Annotated in this window: 22 protein-coding genes; 9 read left to right on the top strand and 13 right to left on the bottom strand. The window is 30.0% G+C overall.

The window, feature by feature from the left end:
* Positions 1 to 6: 6 nt before the first annotated feature.
* The 4 genes from H6553_04875 to H6553_04860 form a co-directional block, all read right to left on the bottom strand.
* Positions 7 to 2505, bottom strand: a complete 2499-nt coding sequence (locus H6553_04875) for a copper-translocating P-type ATPase (GenBank protein MCB9033149.1) — start codon at positions 2503 to 2505, stop codon at positions 7 to 9.
* Positions 2506 to 2559: 54 nt separating this feature from the next.
* Positions 2560 to 3438: a DUF3347 domain-containing protein gene (locus H6553_04870; GenBank protein MCB9033148.1), complete on the bottom strand. Its 879-nt coding sequence runs from the start codon at positions 3436 to 3438 to the stop codon at positions 2560 to 2562.
* 105 nt (positions 3439 to 3543) lie between these two features.
* Positions 3544 to 3915, bottom strand: a complete 372-nt coding sequence (locus H6553_04865; GenBank protein MCB9033147.1) for a hypothetical protein — start codon at positions 3913 to 3915, stop codon at positions 3544 to 3546.
* Positions 3916 to 4054: 139 nt separating this feature from the next.
* Positions 4055 to 4648 carry a hypothetical protein gene (locus H6553_04860; GenBank protein MCB9033146.1) on the bottom strand — a complete coding sequence of 198 codons (594 nt, stop codon included), beginning with the start codon at positions 4646 to 4648 and terminating at the stop codon, positions 4055 to 4057.
* A gap of 98 nt (positions 4649 to 4746) precedes the next feature.
* Between H6553_04860 and H6553_04855 the strand changes: the two genes are divergently transcribed.
* Complete coding sequence (locus H6553_04855) at positions 4747 to 5673, top strand: PDZ domain-containing protein (protein ID MCB9033145.1); 927 nt, start codon at positions 4747 to 4749, stop codon at positions 5671 to 5673.
* Positions 5674 to 6627, top strand: coding sequence for a threonylcarbamoyl-AMP synthase (locus H6553_04850; GenBank protein ID MCB9033144.1), 954 nt, complete (start codon positions 5674 to 5676; stop codon positions 6625 to 6627). It begins immediately after the preceding gene.
* Here the strand turns inward: H6553_04850 and H6553_04845 are convergent.
* Positions 6624 to 7511 (bottom strand): DUF2236 domain-containing protein, encoded by an 888-nt coding sequence (locus tag H6553_04845; protein MCB9033143.1) that lies wholly within the window; start codon positions 7509 to 7511, stop codon positions 6624 to 6626. The two genes, H6553_04850 and H6553_04845, sit on opposite strands and share 4 nt — an antisense overlap.
* A 49-nt stretch (positions 7512 to 7560) precedes the next feature.
* Positions 7561 to 8010: a DUF1569 domain-containing protein gene (locus H6553_04840; protein ID MCB9033142.1), complete on the bottom strand. Its 450-nt coding sequence runs from the start codon at positions 8008 to 8010 to the stop codon at positions 7561 to 7563.
* 176 nt (positions 8011 to 8186) lie between these two features.
* Between H6553_04840 and H6553_04835 the strand changes: the two genes are divergently transcribed.
* Genes H6553_04835 through H6553_04825 form a run of 3 tightly spaced genes read left to right on the top strand, consistent with a single transcriptional unit; the run spans position 8187 to position 10356 of the window.
* Positions 8187 to 9440 carry an asparagine synthetase B gene (locus H6553_04835; GenBank protein ID MCB9033141.1) on the top strand — a complete coding sequence of 418 codons (1254 nt, stop codon included), beginning with the start codon at positions 8187 to 8189 and terminating at the stop codon, positions 9438 to 9440.
* A 9-nt stretch (positions 9441 to 9449) separates the two neighbouring features.
* On the top strand, positions 9450 to 10112 hold the full coding sequence (locus H6553_04830) for a hypothetical protein (GenBank protein ID MCB9033140.1): 663 nt from the start codon (positions 9450 to 9452) through the stop codon (positions 10110 to 10112).
* Between the two features lie 4 nt (positions 10113 to 10116).
* Complete coding sequence (locus H6553_04825; protein MCB9033139.1) at positions 10117 to 10356, top strand: hypothetical protein; 240 nt, start codon at positions 10117 to 10119, stop codon at positions 10354 to 10356.
* Here the strand turns inward: H6553_04825 and purS are convergent.
* Both purS and lgt read right to left on the bottom strand, forming a co-directional pair.
* Positions 10348 to 10599 carry a phosphoribosylformylglycinamidine synthase subunit PurS gene (gene purS / locus H6553_04820; protein MCB9033138.1) on the bottom strand — a complete coding sequence of 84 codons (252 nt, stop codon included), beginning with the start codon at positions 10597 to 10599 and terminating at the stop codon, positions 10348 to 10350. The two genes, H6553_04825 and purS, sit on opposite strands and share 9 nt — an antisense overlap.
* 11 nt (positions 10600 to 10610) lie before the next feature.
* Complete coding sequence (gene lgt, locus H6553_04815) at positions 10611 to 11441, bottom strand: prolipoprotein diacylglyceryl transferase (GenBank protein ID MCB9033137.1); 831 nt, start codon at positions 11439 to 11441, stop codon at positions 10611 to 10613.
* Positions 11442 to 11803: 362 nt separating this feature from the next.
* On the opposite strand from lgt, the gene H6553_04810 reads away from it, so the two are divergent.
* The 4 genes from H6553_04810 (at position 11804) to H6553_04795 (ending at position 15777) form a co-directional block, all read left to right on the top strand.
* Entirely contained in the window at positions 11804 to 12448 is a 645-nt protein-coding gene (locus H6553_04810; protein MCB9033136.1) for a GNAT family N-acetyltransferase, read from the top strand.
* Entirely contained in the window at positions 12445 to 13647 is a 1203-nt protein-coding gene (argG, locus tag H6553_04805; GenBank protein ID MCB9033135.1) for an argininosuccinate synthase, read from the top strand. Before H6553_04810 ends, argG begins: the two co-directional genes overlap by 4 nt.
* Positions 13637 to 14599: an N-acetyl-gamma-glutamyl-phosphate reductase gene (locus tag H6553_04800; GenBank protein ID MCB9033134.1), complete on the top strand. Its 963-nt coding sequence runs from the start codon at positions 13637 to 13639 to the stop codon at positions 14597 to 14599. Before argG ends, H6553_04800 begins: the two co-directional genes overlap by 11 nt.
* Before the next feature lie 194 nt (positions 14600 to 14793).
* Positions 14794 to 15777, top strand: a complete 984-nt coding sequence (locus tag H6553_04795; protein MCB9033133.1) for a transposase — start codon at positions 14794 to 14796, stop codon at positions 15775 to 15777.
* Positions 15778 to 15957: 180 nt separating this feature from the next.
* Here the strand turns inward: H6553_04795 and H6553_04790 are convergent, their stop codons facing one another.
* The 5 genes from H6553_04790 to H6553_04770 form a co-directional block, all read right to left on the bottom strand.
* Complete coding sequence (locus tag H6553_04790) at positions 15958 to 16377, bottom strand: hypothetical protein (GenBank protein MCB9033132.1); 420 nt, start codon at positions 16375 to 16377, stop codon at positions 15958 to 15960.
* 86 nt (positions 16378 to 16463) lie between these two features.
* Positions 16464 to 18314 carry a hypothetical protein gene (locus H6553_04785; GenBank protein ID MCB9033131.1) on the bottom strand — a complete coding sequence of 617 codons (1851 nt, stop codon included), beginning with the start codon at positions 18312 to 18314 and terminating at the stop codon, positions 16464 to 16466.
* 300 nt (positions 18315 to 18614) lie between these two features.
* Positions 18615 to 19082 carry a MarR family transcriptional regulator gene (locus H6553_04780; GenBank protein ID MCB9033130.1) on the bottom strand — a complete coding sequence of 156 codons (468 nt, stop codon included), beginning with the start codon at positions 19080 to 19082 and terminating at the stop codon, positions 18615 to 18617.
* Between the two features lie 57 nt (positions 19083 to 19139).
* Positions 19140 to 19607: a pantetheine-phosphate adenylyltransferase gene (coaD, locus tag H6553_04775; protein ID MCB9033129.1), complete on the bottom strand. Its 468-nt coding sequence runs from the start codon at positions 19605 to 19607 to the stop codon at positions 19140 to 19142.
* Between the two features lie 561 nt (positions 19608 to 20168).
* A complete protein-coding gene (locus tag H6553_04770) occupies positions 20169 to 21746 on the bottom strand; it encodes a GMC family oxidoreductase (GenBank protein ID MCB9033128.1) in 1578 nt (525 codons plus the stop codon).
* Positions 21747 to 21866: the final 120 nt, after the last annotated feature.

The following is a 21866-nucleotide window of genomic DNA, read 5'->3' as shown; positions in this document are numbered from 1 at the left end:
TATACTTTATAAATGAACAGTTCGTAATCGTAGTGAATTAGTAATGACAGAAACAGAGCTAAAACTCATTGCCAATGCAGCTATCATAGGTGATAATAAAATGCCGAAAAAAGGAAAAAGCACACCTGCTGCAATTGGAATACCAAGTGTATTATAAATTAGTGCGAAAAATAAATTTTGTTTTATATTATTCATTACTGCATCGCTTAAATGCTTTGCTTTTACAATACCTTGTAAATCGCCTTTTACTAAAGTAATCATAGCACTTTCAATTGCAATATCTGTTCCTGTTCCCATAGCAATACCTACATCGCTTTTCGCTAAAGCAGGTGCATCGTTAATGCCATCGCCAGCCATTGCTACCACTTTGCCTTTTTGTTGCAACACTTGTACTTCGTTAAGTTTGTCTTCTGGTAACATATTAGCTTTAAAATCTGATAAGTGCAGTGTGTTGGCTACTGCTTGAGCTGTATTAAAATTATCGCCAGTAAGCATAATCACTGCTATTCCTTTTTTCTGCAATTCATCAATAGCAGCCATGCTTGTTGCTTTGATTTTATCGCTAAACACAATATATCCTACTACTGTATGTTTAATACTTAAATAAGAAACTGTTTTTCCTTGTTGTTGAAATGCTTTGATCGTTGCTTCCATATCAGCAGTGATGTTTGCTTGAGCGTATTCCATCATCTTAGCATTTCCGAGTGCTATACTTTCTTTATTGATACTTGCTTCTACGCCTTTACCTGTAACGGCATTAAAATTTTCGGTTTTGAATGGTGTTATATTTTGTTCTTTTCCGTAGGCAACTGTAGCAGCAGCCAAAGGATGTTCGCTATCTGTATTTAATGATATGATGTATTGCAATATATCGTTGGTGGTGTAGTTATTGCTAAACGACTCTACTTTTTCTACCGTAGGTTTCCCTTCGGTTATCGTTCCTGTTTTATCTATAATTAAAGTATTTACTGTATTCATTCTTTCCAAAGCTTCGGCATTTTTTATAAGCACTCCGTTTTGAGCACCTTTGCCTACACCAACCATTACCGACATTGGCGTTGCTAAACCTAAAGCACAAGGACAAGCAATGATTAAAACTGCAATTGCATTAACTAAAGCATATACATAAGCTGGTGATGGTCCGAAAAATGCCCAAGCAAGAAAAGTAATCACTGCAATAACAATGACTATTGGTACAAAATAACTAGATACTTTATCGGCTAATTTTTGAATTGGAGCACGACTTCTACTTGCATCATTCACCATTTTAATAATTTGAGCCAATAAGGTATCGCTACCTACTTTTTCAGCTTTCATTAAAAAAGATTGATTGCCGTTAATTGTACCACTACTAACTTTATCGTTTACCTTTTTGTGTACAGGAATTGGTTCACCCGTAATCATCGATTCATCAATACTACAAGTTCCTTGAACAATTATTCCGTCTACTGGAATTCTATCGCCAGGTTTTACTTTTAAAATATCGTTGACAGCAATATCATCTAGATTAACTTCTATATCTTCACCGTTGACTACTTTAATGGCTTTGTTTGGTGCTAACTTAAGTAATTCTTTCACTGCTGAATTTGTTTTACTGTGTGCACGAGCTTCTAGTAATTGTCCTAAGAGTACCAAAGTTAAAATAACAGTAGTTGCTTCGAAATACAAGTGTACATTGCCAAATGTTGTTTTGAATTGACTTGGAAATACCTCTGGAAAAAGCAAGCCAATGACACTAAATATCCAAGCTACGCCAGCACCAATTCCGATGAGTGTAAACATATTGAGTTTCCAAGTAATGATGCTTCGATACGCTCTTTGAAAGAACATCCATGCTGCATAAAAAACCACAGGAATAGATAGTGCCAATTGTAGCCAATTCCAATATTTTTGTTCCATGATATTGTACAATGGATTGTTGGTCAACATATCGCTCATGGCAATGATAAAGATTGGAATAGTAAAAGCTGTGGCTATCCAAAACTTATGTAGTAAATTTTTATATGTTTTTTCTTCTGCTGAAAGATTGGGTTGTAGTGGTACTAAATCCATTCCACAAATAGGACATGAACCAGCATGGTCTTTAATTACTTCTGGATGCATTGGACAAGTCCATTGTATGGTATTTGCTGTTGCTAAATTTTGTTCTTCTACTAAGTCCATTCCACAAACTGGACAATCGCCTGGATGGTCGTAAGTTTTATCACCTTCGCAATGCATTGGACAATAAAAAACGCCTGTTCCATTGGTAGGTTTTTGTTTTGCTTTTTGGTGATTCTGATGTAAATCGTCGCCAATGTTGTGAATGTTATATTTTCCACCATCGTCTTTTAAAGCTTGTTGGAATGTTTGTATTGGAATGTGTTGTTCCATGGTTATGGTTGCTTCTGCTTTTTCTAAATTGACTATAACCTTTGTAACGCCTTTTACTTTAGACAATATCTCTTCTACATGACTGCGACATCCATTGCAACTCATGCCCGTAATTTTATAAGTATGTGTCATTTTATGATGTTTATAGTTAGGCGAATTTCCTACGGAAATTCGCCTAATGATTTTTTATTCAATTACTTCTATGGTTTTACCACATGAAAGCATTTTGTTTCCATAATAAGGATTTTTAATAGCATTTTCCTTACTTAACCAATTGGCACCATCATTATACATTGGACAATGTTGGTAATAAACAGGTGTTGTTGTTTCAGCAACTTTAATTAAAGCGTAGATATTTTCAGATAAATCATTGAAATAAGTTCTCTGTTTTTCAATGTCATTTGATTTACTTATCTGTTCTGTTGTCGTTGTAATTTTATCTACTACTTTCATCCATGCCATATGTTCATCCATAGATAATTTATTCATATTGACTGCTTTAATCGTTGCGTTTAATTTTTTAGCTGTATTGGTAACTATACTTGCATCTGATTGTACAAAGGCATCTTTAAGTTCAAAGTAATTATTGAAAACTGAGTTCAGTTGATTGACTTCTTCTTTCGTTTGCTTCTCTTCATCAGTATTCGTAGCATTACTTTTCATTTCCTCTTTCATATCTTCTTTCATCATGTCTTCCTCATGCATATCATGATTCATTGTTGTTGCAGTCATACTGTTTTTTACTTTTTTTACTCGCTCATATTGACAACATTCTGGTAGATTAGCATAAGCATCCTCTGGTGCAAGAAATTCATCACTATCGTAACCTGCTAAAGCAATTTTTTTAAGTATTGCATTGGTATTTGTTTTGGTTGAGTCGAAAGTAATGGTAGCCAATTTAGTGTCTTTGTTCCAGTCAACTTGAGCTACTTTTTTTTCATTTCCTGCTTTTTCTATGGTTTTTTCGCACATTTCGCAATTGCCATATATTTTTACTGTTGTTGATTTAGTGTGCTTAATTTGTGCATTACATGCATTTGATGATAATAATACTATCATCACCATTAATATATTTAATGAATTCTTCATTTTTTTCATTTTATTAAAGTTAGATGTTATTTCTGAAATATTTTTTGTAGTGGACAGACCTCTGGCTGTCGTTTGAAACAGTTATACTATTTTAGGTGGTTTCCAGATAGAAAGAAAACCTTGACCGTAATAAGTATCTTGATAAAAATATTTAGGTGCAACTAATGTTGCTTTATATTTTGTAATTGTTGATACTGAAGATAGTATGCAGTTAGGTGTATTTGGTGTGCAATGACATGAAGAATTTTCACAGTCGCCTTTGCAATCTTTGTTGTTTTTTATACAAATGCCTTTTCCTTTTTGGCAACAATCTTGTTTTTTATTGATAGCATGGTCTTGTTTGCTACAACAATTTTCTGTTAATTGGACTTTTAATTTAAGCAAACTTAAATTGGTAGGAATATAAATGAAACCTAATGCAAGAATTAATATTATATAGCAATATTTTAGCATCCTTAGTATTACAAATATAATGAAAATTCAATCAAATTGCTAATAAAATTCATATATAATAACAATTACAAAAGCCATATTGATTAGAGAAAACTAATTCATGTTCCTTTAAATTTTTTATTTTAGTTTTTTAGATTATTTACTTTACCAAATCTCTCAACTCTTCAAGCATACTAAAAGGAGCATCTGTAGAAGCAGAATTGGCTAAACCTGCTGGAACACTTCCTCCAGGATGACTAAACGCTTGGTGTGTAACTAGAATTTTTCCACTAGTAGTTGGCTCAAATTTCCAATATCCTTTCATTTCTGGCACACGCACTAATCCTTTATCTGGAACTAAATTTGGAGCTCCTTCTAATTCAATAATATAACCACCATTGCTTAGTTTTTTTACTTCGTAATGCGTTACAACATCTCTATCTTTAACAATAGGTGTGCTAATTACCATATAAGTATAAAAATCGTTGGCACTGTTTTTCTTTACTATTTTCACTGAACCAGCTTTACACTTATAAAAAATTTGATCGTGGTATTTTATATCTTTAAATATATTCAACAATTTATCCATAGTTGTATTTAATACTACGGTGCCTTTATATTCTTTAAAGCTAGAACCCTCTTTTTTTCTTGTCCAAATAGTAATACCATCTTTTTCTTTGCTTTTTTCCCAAGCACTTTCTGCATGAACGCTAATCATCATAAAACTCATTACTAGTAAAACTAAACTTTTCATTATTATTCTTTTTTATGTTGCAATAATACAAAGACTGTGCCATTAAAAAGTGCGATTTATTTTTTTTGCACTATTTTTGTACTAGATAAAGAAAAAATATGAAATTGAAATTTACAATAGTTCTGCTTTTTATATTAAGTACCATAGTATCGTTTGGTAAAGACCAAGGTTATTTAGGTGTTATGGTTACTAATTATGATGCTAATAACCTGCAAGGTGCTTTAATAAAAAATATTTTTGATGATGGTGCTGCTAAGCATTCTGACTTAAAAGAAAATGATATTATTGTTGAGTTGAATAATGCTACGATTAATTCTAAAGATGAATTAATTGCTACACTAAAAAAATATGCTTGGGGCGACAAAGTAAAAATTGCTTACATACGAGATGGTGTAACTTATAACACGAGTATGCATTTAGGTTATAAAGCAATGACTAAAACTTATGATATTCAGAGAAAAATTATTAACAATCAAGAGAACTGGTTTTTTCATGATGATAATACGGTAGTAGTAGTAGATGATAATAATGCACCTGTTTCCATTTCAAAACAAGAAAATAATTGTAATATAGATACTTGGTTGGTAGATGAAGATTATCATAGCGACGAATTACCACAATGCTATTTAGATTTAGATGATAAAATGCATGCAATTACTAGAATTAAAGAAGACCAAGCTAGAAGAAATGTAAAAATAAATAACATTACTTATATTAAAAATATAAAAGAGAAAACGCCAATTGAAGAAACAAATAAAGTAGACGAATTATTGCTAAACACATTTAGTATAAGTCCAAATCCAAGTAGTGGTTTATTTACTTTAAATATACAAAGTGCTACAACACTACCTATTACTGTTTATATGTTTGATATAACTGGAAAAATTATATTTGAAGAATATCTAGGTAATTACAATGGAAGCTATATCAAATCATACGATAAAACTGATTTAGCAAAAGGTACTTATTTAATACAAGTAAGACAAGGACAACAGGTGAGAAGCAAGAAAATTATTTTGCAATAAATGGCTGATATTGGAAAAGATATTGCTTTAGCCAAACAAATTTTAGAACAAGGTAAAGTTGTTGCCATTCCTACCGAAACTGTTTATGGCTTGGCTGCGAATGCTTTAGATGAACAAGCTGTTGCTAGTATTTTTGCGATAAAAGAACGACCAAGTTTTGATCCTTTAATTGTTCATGTTACTTCTTTAGATACGATAAAAAAATATAGTTTAAATATTCCTGAAAAAATTCAAGCATTAATAGAACACTTTTCTCCAGGACCAATTACTTATTTATTGCCTAAAAAAGAAATTATTCCAAATATTGTTACTTCTGGCTTAGATACTGTTGGACTAAGAATTCCTGCTCATCCTACAACTATTGCTTTGCTAGAACAATTAGATTTTCCTTTAGCAGCACCAAGTGCTAATCCGTTTGGTTACATTTCACCTACTACACCAGAACATGTTAATGAACAATTAGGTCGTAAAATTGATTATATTTTAGATGGTGGACAAAGTACTATTGGTATAGAATCGACTATTGTTGGCATTGATGATAATGATGAAATTGTAATCCATCGACTTGGTGGAATTAGTATAGAAGCGATAGAAAAAGTAGTAGGAAAAATAGCACTGAATATTAATCATGCATCTAATCCAAAAGCACCAGGACAATTGCTACAACACTATGCACCTAAAAAACCTTTTTTAGTTGGCAATATTGCTGAGTTGATAGAAAAAAATCAACATAAAAAAATTGGTGTATTGAGTTTTGGAAATATTGATTATAAAAATATAGAATTGAATTTAAATTTATCAACTAATTCAGATTTAACCGAAGCTGCTTGTAATTTATTTACTTATATGCGACAATTAGACCAAGCAGCGATAGATGTTATTATAACTGATTTTGTTCCAAATATTGATTTAGGAAAAGCAATTAATGACAGAATTACCAGAGCTAAATACTAGGTTTTTATCGCCTGTATTACTGCATGATATGGACATTGACTTTTAAGTTTGTTTGGTCCTAAATCTTTTAATTGATATGTGTTTTTATAATGTCTGTGTTTTTCTTGTGTACGATGTACGCCTTTTTGATTAGGTAATATACTCGCAATTTTACTTCTTGTTCTTAATGTCTGACGAACTAAAAACTGAATTAAAAAATTAGGTTCGTCTAAGCCAAATGCTTGTAGTAATTGTTTGTCCATTACTGCATGTAAAAAAGGTCGTGCTATCTCAAACATAAACTTTGGTAAAAACCAACTGAGCATTAAGTTTTCTGTTGCGAGTGCTACTTTTTTATTGTTTTCACTATAAACAAATTTCTCTTTTTCATATTGTTTGTTAAATGCTTCAAAAGCATCAATAGTTTCTGGAATATTTTTTATGTTCATGGCTTCTCCAATTTCTTTCCACACTTTAAAGCCAGCAATGCGTTCATTTTTAGTTAACTTTCTATAAGCATATTTGTCAATCCATCTTCCAGAATCAAAAATAAATGTAGATAAAACAAATAAATAATCTTCGTTGGTAATGTTGTAATGACTATGAATCCAATTCATTCTTTGTAGTGCTTGTTTTCCTCTTTCAGACTGTAAACCATTTTCTATAATTTCACTAATAAGTAAGTCTGTGTCGTCATATCTTTTTTGTGAATGCTTGTTGAGTTGCTTTGTGCCAAACAAAATTTTGCTAATGCTAGGAACTGCATAAGTTTTGTATAATGCTAATTCTAAGGCACGATTAAAATCCCAAGGAAACTCATACATTGCAGACAAACGAACTATTTGCCAGTGATCATTTGCTGGATCTAATTGTTTTATTTTTTCTAATATCTTGTTCTTAAACAAATGGCTTGTTTATTTAAAGATATAAGATAATATTTAAAAAATCAAGTGCTTATACGCCAAACTGTGCTAAGTGATGGTCTAAGTGTTTATAAAATAAATTACTCCATTCTTTAGCAGTAAGTACACCAAAACCTGGAGATGCTTTTCCTTCAAAATAACTAGTACCTAATTTTTGTGTAGTAATGATATTTTGAATTAAGTTAGTTTTTTCTTTTTCAAATTCTCTTTCATCGCTAATTATAAAGTCTGGAGATGTTGGCGAATTTTTCTTATATGGTTTATCACTTACCACAATATTTTTTACAAATAATTTTAGAAATAATTTTTTAATGGCATTAGGTTTTGGATAATTGTCGTTAAGTACTTTATAAGTAGCATTACAATGTGCTAGCATTTGTGCTGCATTCATTTTTCCCCAACTAGCTTGACTTGTATTATTTAATTGATTAATTCTGTTGAGTAAATCATCGGTAGTTTGTTGTTCATAGATGCTTTTCATGCTTAATATTTTTGTTGCAAAGATTATATTTTTTTAGTTTTTATCAAAGTAATATATTATATGTGCTAGACGATGAAATAAATAGTTATATGTACTTAAATATTATAAACGGTAAACAAAAAAAACACTTCTTAACCATTTTTGGAACTCTTTTTGTAGTATTTTAGTAGCATCAAATGAAAAAACTCGGTTTTGTCATATTAATTCTGTCCATAACACTAAAAAGTTATGCTTCGTTTATACTCATTCCAATGGATGAGACGCAAACCAATCACTTAAAAGCATATGGTATTGCTTATTGGGTATTAGAAAAAGGCGTAAGCTTAGATTGGTTACTCAATTACAAAGGTGGTAGCTTTGCTATGTCGTATAATGCTTTGTTTGAAAAAGAATGTTTAATTAGAGATGTCAAATATCAAGTTATTCCAGATGCTACGATGTCTTCAATTTTGGCAGAAATAGCAGAACCAGAAGTCAATATGGATGCAGTGCGACTAGAAAAACCACCTAAAGTAGCAGTCTACTCACCAAAAACAAAAAGTCCTTGGGACGATGCTGTTACACTTGCTTTAACTTATGCAGAAATTCCTTACGAGGTTATTTACGATGAAGAAATTATAGAAGGCAAATTACCAATGTACGATTGGCTACACTTACATCATGAAGACTTTACAGGTCAGTACGGAAAATTTTGGAGTGCTTATAAAAATGCAGATTGGTATATCAATCAGGTGAACGAGTACGAAACAAGAGCTAAGAACTTGGGATTTATGAAAGTATCACAAGAAAAATTAGCCGTAGCTCAAAAAATTAGAGACTTTGTAATGGGTGGAGGATTTATGTTTGCTATGTGTAGTGCTACAGATTCTTACGACATTGCTTTATCTGCTGCTGGCGTTGATATCTGTGCTCAAATGTTTGATGGAGATGGTGCAGATCCAAATGCACAAGCTAAATTAAATTACGATAACTGTTTTGCGTTTGAAAACTTTAAATTGAGTAATAATCCTTGGGAATATGAATATTCAAACATAGATATAAATCCAAGTGGAAGAGACCAAAGTTCAGACTATTTTAGTTTGTTTGATTTTTCTGCAAAATGGGATCAAGTGCCTGCTATGCTCACACAAAATCACGAAAGAGTAATTAAAGGTTTTATGGGGCAAACCACTGCTTTTAATGATAATATTATCAAAAAAGATGTACTGATAATGGGAGAGAATAGAAGCAAACAAGAAGCCAAATATATACATGGAACTTTTGGTAATGGAACTTGGACTTTTTATGGTGGTCATGATCCAGAAGATTATCAACATAGAGTAGGTGATCCACCAACTGACTTAAATTTACATCCAAACTCACCAGGTTATCGATTGATTTTAAATAATATATTATTTCCAGCAGCTAAAAAGAAGAAACAAAAAACATAATTTTTATTTATGAAAAAAATATTTTATATACTTATATTGTTATTGGTATCAAAAGTAAATGCACAAGAAATTAAACAAGGCACTTATAATTTTGATATTTTCCAAACGATAGACAATACCGATTATTTTTACTATTTCAATAAAGGCAAAAACGATACTTTTATCAACCTAAAAATAATGTCGTTTAATTTAGATAGTATTCCAAAAAATACATTGTGTAACGAAGTAAAATATTTAGATAGTTTTTATCATATAGCAGAACAACATATAAAAGTAGATTTATACAATATGAATGTTGGCAATCCGTTAGTATATAAAGATGTATTAACAAAACAAATAAATTACTTTGCTAATGATACCAGTTGGCAAAATTATTTTGCTAAGTATAAAAAATTACAAAAGAGTAAAAACAGTCAGTTTGTTGCTTTAGACTATAGCTTAATTGCACAAAAAATGCTAGATGGTAAAATCTATGATTGCTTAGATGAAAAATTACGAAGTATAGGATACTATATCAAACAAATTGGTATAGAAAAAGTAACCGATTTGAATTTAAACTATCAACCAGAAAACTTAAAAGAAGACTTGCTTAAGCAACTACCATACAAAGAAGCTTTATACAAAACCATACCAATTCCATTAATTGTATATGTTGGTGTAGACAAATTGTAAATAAATGGAAGATAAAAGAGATATCTTAAAAGAAGAACAACCTTTTACTTATAAACTTTTAAAAGACAATAAAGCTCAAATCTTTTTTAATAATAAGATGATAAAAATTGTTGTAGGCAAAGATTATCTTAAATTAAATGCAAAAATCAACGAAAATAATGATTATTCATTGCAACTATTCCTAGCAAAAATAACAGGTCATTTTAAACATGGCAATGAAAAGCAAAATAAAAACTTAAGCTAAGGCATTAATCTCAAACTCGTAGTATTCCATTACAGGATTGTGCAATAACTTTTTACATGCTTCATCAACTTTGCTTTGTGCATCTGCTACATCACTAGCTTCTACAGTTAATGAAATGCGTTTGCCAATTCTAACTTTTCCCATCTTAAAGTTCATGTTGTGTAAACTTTGTTCTACCGTTTTTCCTTGCGGATCTAACAACTCTTTTAATGGCATAATATTAATAAGTGCTTCAAATTGCATGGTTATTCTTTTTAATTGTTGATAGTATTAGTCGCTTTTTTTTTGGAAATATACCAAATAGCAATTCCAATAATAATAAATGGAATACTTAATACATGACCTCTTATAATTTCTAAATTACCAATAGTAAATAAAGTTGAACCACTTTTAAAGAACTCTAAGAAAAATCGTCCAACAAACATCATAATCACCATAGTACTAATAATACTACCTTCTCTTGGTTGATATTTACTTCTTTTATACATAGTTAGTACTACAATAAAAATAGTAATATATAATATTGCTTCAAATAACTGACTTGGATATCTTGGTACATGTACACTTTCTTCAAAATTACGCATAAACACTACGCCAAAATCTCCACCAGTTGGCTTACCTACAATCTCATGATTAAAGAAGTTACCTATTCTTACAAATGCAGAACCTAGTGATAACGGAATAGCTACTCTATCTAAAATCCACAAATAAGAAACATCGCTATGCTTTCTTTTAAACAACCACAAAGCAATTGGTATCGTAATAGCTGCACCATGACTAGCCAAACCACCTTTCCAAATCATTGGTATTTCAGATAAATGTTGACTGTAATAATCCCAATCATAGAAAAACACATGACCTAATCTTGCACCAATAATTACAGCAATAAACATATACATTAGCAATTCTTCTGCATAATCTATAGGTTTATTATTTTTTTTCATTTCCCAAGCTAAAATGGCATAACCAATTAAAAAGGCAGAACCATATAATAAACTGTACCATCTAAGTCCAAAATTTTCAGTGAACATAAAGATTTCTGGGTTGGCGTTCCAATAAAAAGGACTAGCTATTACATTTAACATAATACGATGTTTGCAACAAAGGTAGCAATAAATTAAAAAGCTTAAAAGTTAATAAAACTTTATAGGTTGATTTAGGTCTATTCTGAATTTATTTCAAAATATTTTATTATATATTAAAGTGTATTTTTTATAATATAATCTTCTTATTCTTTCTGCGAAAATCTGTGAGTTCTACGAGAAAAAGTAAAATTTCTATTAATGGTTAAAATCTATCTTATTAATTAGATAGTCAAAATCATTATATAGCAACATTAAAATATTAACTTATTTTTTTACGATATAATTTGAGTTTAAGAATAGCATAATATAGTATTTCAACTAAAATCTTATTTTTGTTATTAGAGAGATTAACTTTGGAAACTATTAACGATTTCGAAATATTGATAGCCAACAACGACCATCACAAGTATGTAGAGGAGTTGTGTGCTTTGTATGAAGACTCTGCTAAAAAGCGTGGTACTGGTATTGCCAAACGAGAAGCAGCATACTTGTTAAAGAATATAGATGAGCAGAAAGCCATTATTGCTATTCGGAAGAAAGATGGTGACTTAGCTGGTTTTTGTTATATAGAAACTTGGCAAGGCAAAGACTATGTCGTCAACTCTGGATTAATTGTTAAAGAAGATTACAGAAAATTAGGTTTGGCTTTTAAAATCAAGCAGTTTTCTTTTGATTATACAACTAAGAAATATCCACAAGCTAAAATATTTGGTATTACAACCAGTTTGCCTGTTATGAAAATGAATAGTAAGTTAGGATATAAACCAGTTACTTTTTCTGAATTAACACAAGACGATACTTTTTGGAATGGTTGTAAAAGTTGTGTCAATTATGATATTTTGACTAAAACCAACAAAAGCAATTGTTTGTGTACTGCAATGTTGTACAATCCTAAAGATGTAAAAAAGAAAAACTACGAAATTAAAAAAAGCGTAACTAAAAAAGTAGCTGCAAAACAAACCGGACTTAAACCAAAGAAACAAATCAATAAAAAGAAAACGAAATGAGCAATAAAAAAGTAGTATTAGCATATAGTGGTGGATTAGATACTTCGTATTGTGCTAAATATTTGTCGGCAGATAAAGGTTACGATGTTTATGCCATTACTGTAAATACTGGTGGTTTTACCGATGAAGAAATTAAAAACATCGAAACTAGAGCTAAACAATTAGGCGTTAAAGAATATATTGTTCAAAATGTAGTACAAGATTATTATAATGACTGTATTAAATATTTGATATTTGGAAATGTATTAAAAAATAATTCGTATCCATTATCTGTTTCTGCCGAAAGAGTTTTTCAAGCAATTGCTGTAGCCAACTATGCTAAACAAATTAATGCAGATGCTATTGCTCATGGAAGTACAGGTGCAGGCAACGACCAAGTGCGTTTTGATATGGTATTCAACATCATTCATCCAAGTGCTGAAATTATTACACCTATTAGAGATAATCGTTTGAGTAGAGAAGCAGAAATCGACTATTTAAAAAATCATGGTGTAGATATAGATGCTGCGAAAGCTCAGTATTCTATCAATCAAGGTATTTGGGGAACTTCTGTTGGTGGAAAAGAAACATTGACTTCCAACCAAACACTACCAGAAAGTGCTTATCCAACTCAACTACAAGAACAAGATTCAACTACCATTACAATCAATTTTGAACAAGGTGAACCAGTTGCATTAAACGATGAAAAGTTCAATCATCCTACCGATTTAATTTCAAAATTAAATAATATAGCTTCTAAATATGCTATTGGAAGAGATATTCATGTTGGCGATACCATAATTGGTATTAAAGGTAGAGTAGGTTTTGAAGCCGCTGCTCCTTTAATCATTATTAAAGCACATCATTTATTAGAAAAACATACGCTAACCAAGCAACAACTATTTTGGAAAGACCAATTAGCCAATGTATATGGTAGCAATTTACACGAAGGTTTGTTTTACGAACCATTAATGCGTAACTTAGAACAGTTTCTAAGCAGTACACAACAACAAGTTACAGGAAAAGTAATTGTAGAACTGTTGCCATATCGATTTAACTTAATTGGTATCGAATCAAAGTACGATTTAATGAACAGCAGTTTTGGAGCTTATGGCGAAATGAACAAGGCGTGGAGTGGCGAAGATGTAAAAGGTTTTGCAAAAATATTTTCCAATCAAATTATGATATGGAATAAGGTAAAAGAACAAAATGAAAATTAAAGCAGGTATTATTGGAGCAGCTGGTTATACTGGTGGTGAGTTAATTCGTTTACTCATTCATCATCCAAATGTAGAGATTGCTTTTTGTTATAGTAGAAGTCAAGCTGGTAAAAATATTAATGAAATTCACGACGATTTATTGAATTGTGATTTGAAGTTTATAAATATAATTGATAAAAATATAGATATTGTATTTCTATGTTTACCACACGGCGAAACCAAATTATTTTTACAAGAACATTCTTTTAATAATATAAAAATTATTGATTTAAGCAACGATTTCCGATTGAAAGCCAATGCTCAAAATTTTGTTTACGGTTTACCAGAATTAAACAAAGCTGAAATTAAGCAAAGTAGTTTAATTGCCAATCCAGGATGTTTTGCTACTACCATACAATTAGCACTATTGCCATTAGCAAAAAATCAATTGTTGAAAAATGATATACATATTTCTGCTATAACAGGAAGTACAGGAGCAGGAACATCTTTAAGTACTACCAGTCATTTTTCGTGGCGAAACAACAATATGAGTGTATATAAAGCATTTACACATCAACACTTAGCAGAAATAACCGAAAGCATAGTACAGCTACAAAATAATTTTAACTACGACATAAATTTTATACCATACAGAGGCAATTTTGCAAGAGGCATTATTGCTACAATATATACTTCGTTTGATGGTTCGATAGCCGAAGCACAAGCGATGTATAAAAACTATTATAAAGACGAAGCTTTTGTATTTGTAAGCGATAAGAACATACACTTAAAACAAGTAGTGAATACCAATAACTGTTTGTTGTACTTAGAAAAACAAGGCAATAAATTGATGATCATTTCTTGTACCGACAATTTACTAAAAGGAGCAAGCGGACAAGCCCTACAAAACATGAATCTTATTTTCGGTTTTAAAGAAACACTTGGTTTGGAGTTGAAAGGTATTGGGTTTTAGTGAAATATAGGTGGTGGTGGCGGTGGATTATTACTGTCTACTTTTTTTGTCATTTCTTTAACTTCTTTTGGTCTTGCTATAATATTATCATTATGACGAAATTGGGCATAATACTGAAAAATAGTTGGTGTATTGTATCAAGAGTACTATAAATAAAGGTTAAACTAGATATTTTATGAAATGTATTTCATAAAATATTTTCTTTGTTAAAAAATGGCAAAAAAAAGCGATGTTGGAGCTGTAGTAGTTTAGATGTAATATGCTGGGGCAAACAACAAAACAAGCAAAGATTTAAGTGTAAAAACTGTGGCATATTATTCACAAGGAATAGACCAGAACAAAAAATAAAGAACCGATTCATATGGTTCAAGAAATGGATAATAGAAAGACAAACCTACAACACATTATGTAGAGATAGTGGTTATTCAAAAGACACCTTACAAAGAACCTTTTATAAAATTTTAGAGCGTTCGCCCACGGTTAAAATCATAAAAAGAGAACAAGTTAATCTTAGAGTGGACGGTACTTATTTTGCACAGTTCTGTTTAATAGCTTATCAAGATAATCTTGATGGCTATACACAACTTATCCGTTTTTCAGATGGAGAGCATTTTGAAGAGATTAAGGAAGATTTAAGTAATTTAATACACTTAGGCATTAAATTAGAAAGTATTACCTCAGATGGTGCTAAAAGTATATTAAAAGCAATTAAACATACTGACAGTAATATAGTTATACAAAGATGCTTGGTACATATTCAACGAATGTGCTTACTATGGCTTACTAAATACCCTAAACACATAGCAGGACAAGAACTTAGAAAACATATTTTGCTATTACTCAAAATAGAAACACAGAATGATAAAATATGGTGGACAAGAGAGTTAAAGCTATGGTATGAAAGACACAAAGACTATCTTAATGAAAAGACTATTAACTTAGAAACTAGAAGGTATTGGTATACTCATAAACTACTAAGAAGATCCTACTTCTCAATAAAAAGAGCATTGCCTAATATGTTTCACTATTTAGAAAATCCAAAAATACCAAGAACAACAAATGGAATTGAAGGTTATTTTAGCCATCTAAAAAATCATCTTGATTTGCACAGAGGTTTGACTTTAAAAAATAGAATAAATTTCATCAAATGGTATGTGTATTTATCTAATGAAAAATAGAGTTTTTTTAGCCATCAAGTATACCAAAAAATGAAAAAGGTTGATAGTTATCTATCAACCCATTTTTTGTATATACATTAATCCTATTGCTAAAAAGTTGGTCTCCACCAGTGCTTTTATCCTCTTCAGATTAACTGGAGAAAGCTAAACATTATTTTTGTCAAATGCACCAACTATTTTTCAGTACATTACCCGAAATTGAATATCTAGTATTTTTGGTAAGTCATTTTCTTTAATTAGATAAATTTGTATTTGAAAGAGATATTTTACGATTCCTTCTGAGTTTATTTCAAAATATGTTCTCTCGTACCATTGATTAGAATTATTATCTAGATAAAAACAAGATGGATTACTAAATGGTGTATACGGAAAGTTAGTTTTAGTATATAAGCATTCATTTGCTAAAGATAAACTATCTATTTTGAAGTTTTTTGAAGCTAAAGATTTTAAAGAATTGGGCTTATTCATAGTAATAAATTCAAGTGCAAAGTGAGCATAAAATAAATCTTGTTTGTTGCCTTGGCATCTATCAAAAACTATTGTTTTTGAAATAGAAATACCATATATTAAGATTAGGAGTATTAAAACTATATTTTTCATTATCGTATAAATATAATAAGATTCTTGGATTTTCTCTATCAGTCTATATCCTCACAAACAGAAACTTAATCTTTGTGATAAGTAAATTATTTATCAATAGCTTTAATCACTCTATCTTCTTGAATAAGTACATCACGCATTAATAAGTTGTGTGGAAACTGTTTTAGTTTAGAGTTTTTAAATCCTTCTAAAATTTTTATCAAAGCTGTAGCTGTTATAAGCGACAAATTTAATTCATATTCTAAACCACAATCTTTTATGAAGTCGTCGGAAAAATTAGGTGCAATAAGCAATGATTTTATAATATTATAATTATTTTTTGTAGCTAGATTGGTGTAAGCTTTAAGTTGTCTAGAAACAGAACTAAATTTATTATAACCACTTTCTTTTATGGTTTTGCATTCTATTAAAATTAGGTCATTATTTCCAAGATTAAGCAATATGTCAATTTGGTCTTTATTGGTATTTAATTTTTTTCTAAGTTCTTCATCAACATTAAATCCAAGACTATGAAATATCTTTTTTGTTAACTCTTCAAATTTTACGCCTAAGCTAGCTTCTTTAATTATTATACCGTTTTCTTTTAGTGCAGATAAATTTCTAAAACCAATATTTTCATAATTTTCTAAATATAAGTTCTCAGCATCTTTATAAATATCTAAAATATTTAATATTAAGTCTCCTCTAGTTTTTATTGCTTTAATTTTACAGAAATGTTCTAATTCTTTCTCTGATATAATTTCAAGAACATCACGAGGTTTAATATTATAATCTAACAGGTAATTGCTATTCAATACATTTTCATCTTGAAGCTCAAACTTATCTTTTAGCTGTTGATTTAATGTAGGTAATGTTTCACCTAATTCTACTAGCAGTTTTTCATAACCTTCAATAGAAATTCCTACTTTTTCATCTCGTTCAATGTCTTCGAAATACTTAATTAAGCTAGCTATTTTTTCTTCAATTAAAGAACCTTTTAGTTGTGGTGATATTTTTAAACCTTTATCACATAGTTCATTAATAAATTTTTTCTTATCTGTAACTTTTGTATCATCTTTATATATGTCGTTAATTAGAATACTAGATAAAGAAATTCCTTCATTTAATATTTCTTTTATCTTTTCTTCTATATTTAATTTCCAATCTATATTATGTTGTTTACAAATTAAATTAATTTGTGGTTCTCTTATAAGTCTTAATACTCGTCTTAGAAATTTGTCAGCAACTTCTTTTCCTCTAACTTTTCTGAGTATTCTAACTACTTCATCAGCAATATATATGGTATTAGTTTTTTTAGAATAAAATATAATTCCTATAGATTTTAATTCATTTATTACAGTATCTATATTTTGTTTTTGAACTGGAATAATAAGATAGTTAATTAATTTTACTTCTTCTTGAGAGAGTCCTAATTGACTTGATAATGTATGCAATATACTTTGTTCATCAGTAGTAATTTTTCTGTCGAGATTATTAGAATCATCATTTAAATAAGCAGTTTTTAAACAAGATTGATAGACTTTATAATCTCTTTGTCTATTTGTATTTACTTCAGATTTATCTGAGTCTATAACTAGTTGAAATGCTTTTAGCTTTTTATCAAGTTTTAATAATTCGTTTTCATATAATCTTGAAAACCAATCTTGCTTCATTATACAATTACCATCTTTAGAAATAATATCTATTAAAATATCTAATTGAGATGTAGTTACTAGAAATTCTTTCTTTACATACGCTGTAAACTCTTCTTCTACAAGGTTAAATACTTTTGTAATATTAATATTATCCATATTTTTAATATCACTACTAGAGTCAGATAATATTTTATCTATTACTTGTGAATTTTTAGGTCTATCAGTAACAATATTATCAATAATTTTCAGAAATGAATTTTTTTCAAATGAATTTAAGTTTTCAAGTATTTTTTCTAATGTCATTATGTTTTTTGTTTAATGGTTAAATATGTTTTTATGTTTTGTAACTATAAGTATGTATTATAAAACTAAATCAAATATAAATCATTTTGTTGAAAAATAAAACAATAATTTAAGTTTTATTTCCCAGCTGGCGTGAGCTTGTAGCTCCTACTAATAAATTTAATTAGCATAAGCTTGTTTAGCTTTATAAAATGGTAGTTTATTATAATAAATATATAAAATATTTATACTTATCTAAAGACCAAACAAAATACGAGCTACAAGCTTTATTAGTTTTTAATCACTAGTTAACTAATCATATCACTTACCTTGTTGCTCTTGTAATGCTATAAATTCTTCTAGTGCAACAGGAATGGTACACATTACTTTAAAAAAGCTTTCTAAATCTTTTTCATCAATCTTAGCATGTATTATTTTCTCTAAATTAAATACCGATTTCAATGCAAACTTTCTAAGTTTAATGCCTTTTTCCGTCAGTTTTATTTTAACAATTCTAGAGTCGGTTTTGTCTTTTTTTCGCTTAATAATTTTCTTTTCTTCCAAAGCTTTTAAAACTCTCGACAAACTATTAGGTTCCATTCCAATTCGTGGTGCAATTTTAGTTACTGGTGTTCCTTCGTCTTCATAAATTGCCAACAGCACAAATGCCATAGAAATAGTACCATCATACTGAGCCGTAATGTCATTGTACAACTTAGCAATATTAAGCCAAGCTGTTCGCAACTGGTAAATCACCATTTTATCTGCTGCTTCTTTAAACAAGTCCATGCATCAAATATAAATAATATAATGCATGCATTGCTTTTTTAACAGCAAATAATTTTACTACACTTGTGGAATAATAATTGTTTTAGGAAGAAATTTACTAGTATCACCTTTGCCAATTATAATTTCTCTAACTATGGTTGATGAAATAGCAGACAACTCTGGCGATGATAAAATTAATAGTGTTTCTATATTACTTTCCATCATTTGATTGAGTTGTGCTATGGTCTTTTCATATTCAAAATCTGCCGACGAACGAATACCTCTGATAATGTAATCAGCACCTTTATTCTTACAATAATTTACGGTAAGTCCTGTGTACGATTCTACACTTACTTTAGGTTCATCTTCAAAAGTTTTTTTAATCCAGTCCATTCTTTGTTCTAGTGAAAATAAATAGGTTTTTCTAGTATTAATTCCAATAGCAATTATAATTTCATCAAATAAAGGTAATGCTCTTTTTACAACATCAACATGACCAAGCGTAATTGGATCATATGAACCAGGAAATACTGCAATTTTTTTCATGTTTAAATTTATAGTAAATATTTAAGATGTAAAAGATTTTACTCTCAAAATGCTTAAGATTAACAAACTTTATTTTTTAATACCTAATATAAAAACCTACTTCCTAACACAAAAATATTTATTCTATTAATAACTAAATGAAAAATATTTATAATTAAAGCAAATATCAATATAATATATTTTAATATTTTCTACATTGTATTTGTTATCAAATAATATAAAACACAGGAAACCACACACAATAGTATTGGTATTCATGACTGTTTTATACTATAAAGCGTTCTTTTAAACCAGCCGTCACTCTGAGCGAAACAGAGTGTAGCGAGGAGTCTCTCATTTGTATCACAGAGATACTTCGCTCGTACCTCACTCAGTATAGACGATTACCCAAGAGGGTTCACTCTGAGCATTAGCGAAGTTTACCTGTGGTAGACAGAAGTCTCACATTTTATCAAACAAAAAACAATATTTTTTTAACCAAAACGGTCAACTCTATTTAGGGACAGACAGGGACGGACAATGTCTGCTAATGAGAGATGACTTAAACTACAAATGACTAATCTAAAAATCTTCTGCTAATATTTTTTCCATGTTTCGTTCTGCTAGTGCTGTAATGAGCAGTGTTGGATTAACCATAGCACTATTGCCTGGTAACATACTTCCGTCTATTGCATATAGTTTTTTATAACCGTTTAATCGGCCATACCAATCGGATGCTTTTCCTAGCACCACACCACCTAATGGATGATAAGTAAAATTAGTAGAAACACCTTCTTTTATAAAATTGGTATCTATTTCGCCACCATTATCTGTGTTAAGTTTGTTAATAAAATGCTCCATTGCCAATTTGCCTTGTTCCATTGCATTGCTACTCCAGTTTAATTGCACTTGGTTATTAATCACTTCAAAATGTCCACGACTCTCTACAAAAGGTTGTCCTACCATCAACAAAGATTTTAAATCGATGCCTATTGGAAATATATCTTGCATAGCTGCCAATGGTGTATATGGATTATTAAAATCGTAAACAGATAATGTTGGTGGTGAGCTGTGCATATTGCCTGTTGCTTCGTTCAGTTTTCCTCTAATGGCAAATGTATTACCATTAGAACCCCAATTTCTGCCAACTTCATCGTTTAGGTTAGGCAAACGATTTTTGTGTTTTGCTTGAAGCAATAGTTCAGAACTTCCTACACTTCCTGCACAAATAAACAAATATTCTGAAGTATATTGTTCGTGTTGTACAACAGTGCCTTGTTCATCTATTTGCTGAACCGTAATAATATATAATTCATCTTTATAATTAATATCATACACTTTTCTAAGTGTTTTTATAGTAAGTTGTGAAGTTGCTAATGCTAGTGATAAATAGTTTTTATCGAGTGAATTTTTAATACCATTATTATTACCATACAACAACTCTCCTTTTAATGCCGATTTTTGAATTGTGCCATTCATTTCTTGTCGCCATATATCAAAATTGTAGAATGAATGTGCATGACTAATATCAAATCCAGATTTTAAAGCGTGTTTTTTTGCTACTTGTGCAAATTGGTAGTACGATGAATTAAATAAATCATCAGGCATTACATTGGCACTAAACATTTGTTTGGCTAGTGGAATATATTTAGCAGCTAACTCTTGATAATTAATTTCTGTAGAAATATATCGATTAAAATAATATTCATTTGGAGCGAGTAATACACCACCATTAGAAATAGAGCCACCACCTAAGCATATATTTCTATAAATAGCCATGTTAGGATAAGTAACTTTATCTAATACACCTACGAATTTATTGCCAATAGGCAAATTCAATCCAAATGGCAATTCGGTATTATTTTCTAACCAAGTAGAGCGATTGTCTGGTGGTAATGTAGGAGAAAAAGTATTGTTGCTAGTAGTAGTATCGTAGAATTTTCCCATTTCTAGCAAAAGTGTAGGAATTCCTTTTTCTGTTAATCGTAGTGCAGCAACGCTTCCACCAAAACCAGAACCAATAACAATTGCTTTATAATGTGCTTCTTGTTGATAGTTTTCTTTGGTACAACCACTTAAACTAATGGTCGTCATTTCTGCAAGTGCAGCAGTGGTAAGTGCTGTGTATCCTAAAAACTTTCTACGACTTAGCTTAGACATTGTATTGAGATTTTTTATTGTAAAATGATTCTATTATAGCAACAAAAGGTTATACTGCTACGCAGTATTATTTACTATTTTTCTTTTTCTAATTAGGTTAAATAGCTACGCTATTTTTTA

It is taken from the genome of Chitinophagales bacterium (assembly GCA_020636535.1).
Lineage (GTDB): Bacteria > Bacteroidota > Bacteroidia > Chitinophagales > JADIYW01 > JADJSS01.
This window is presented reverse-complemented; position numbering and strand designations above follow the sequence as displayed.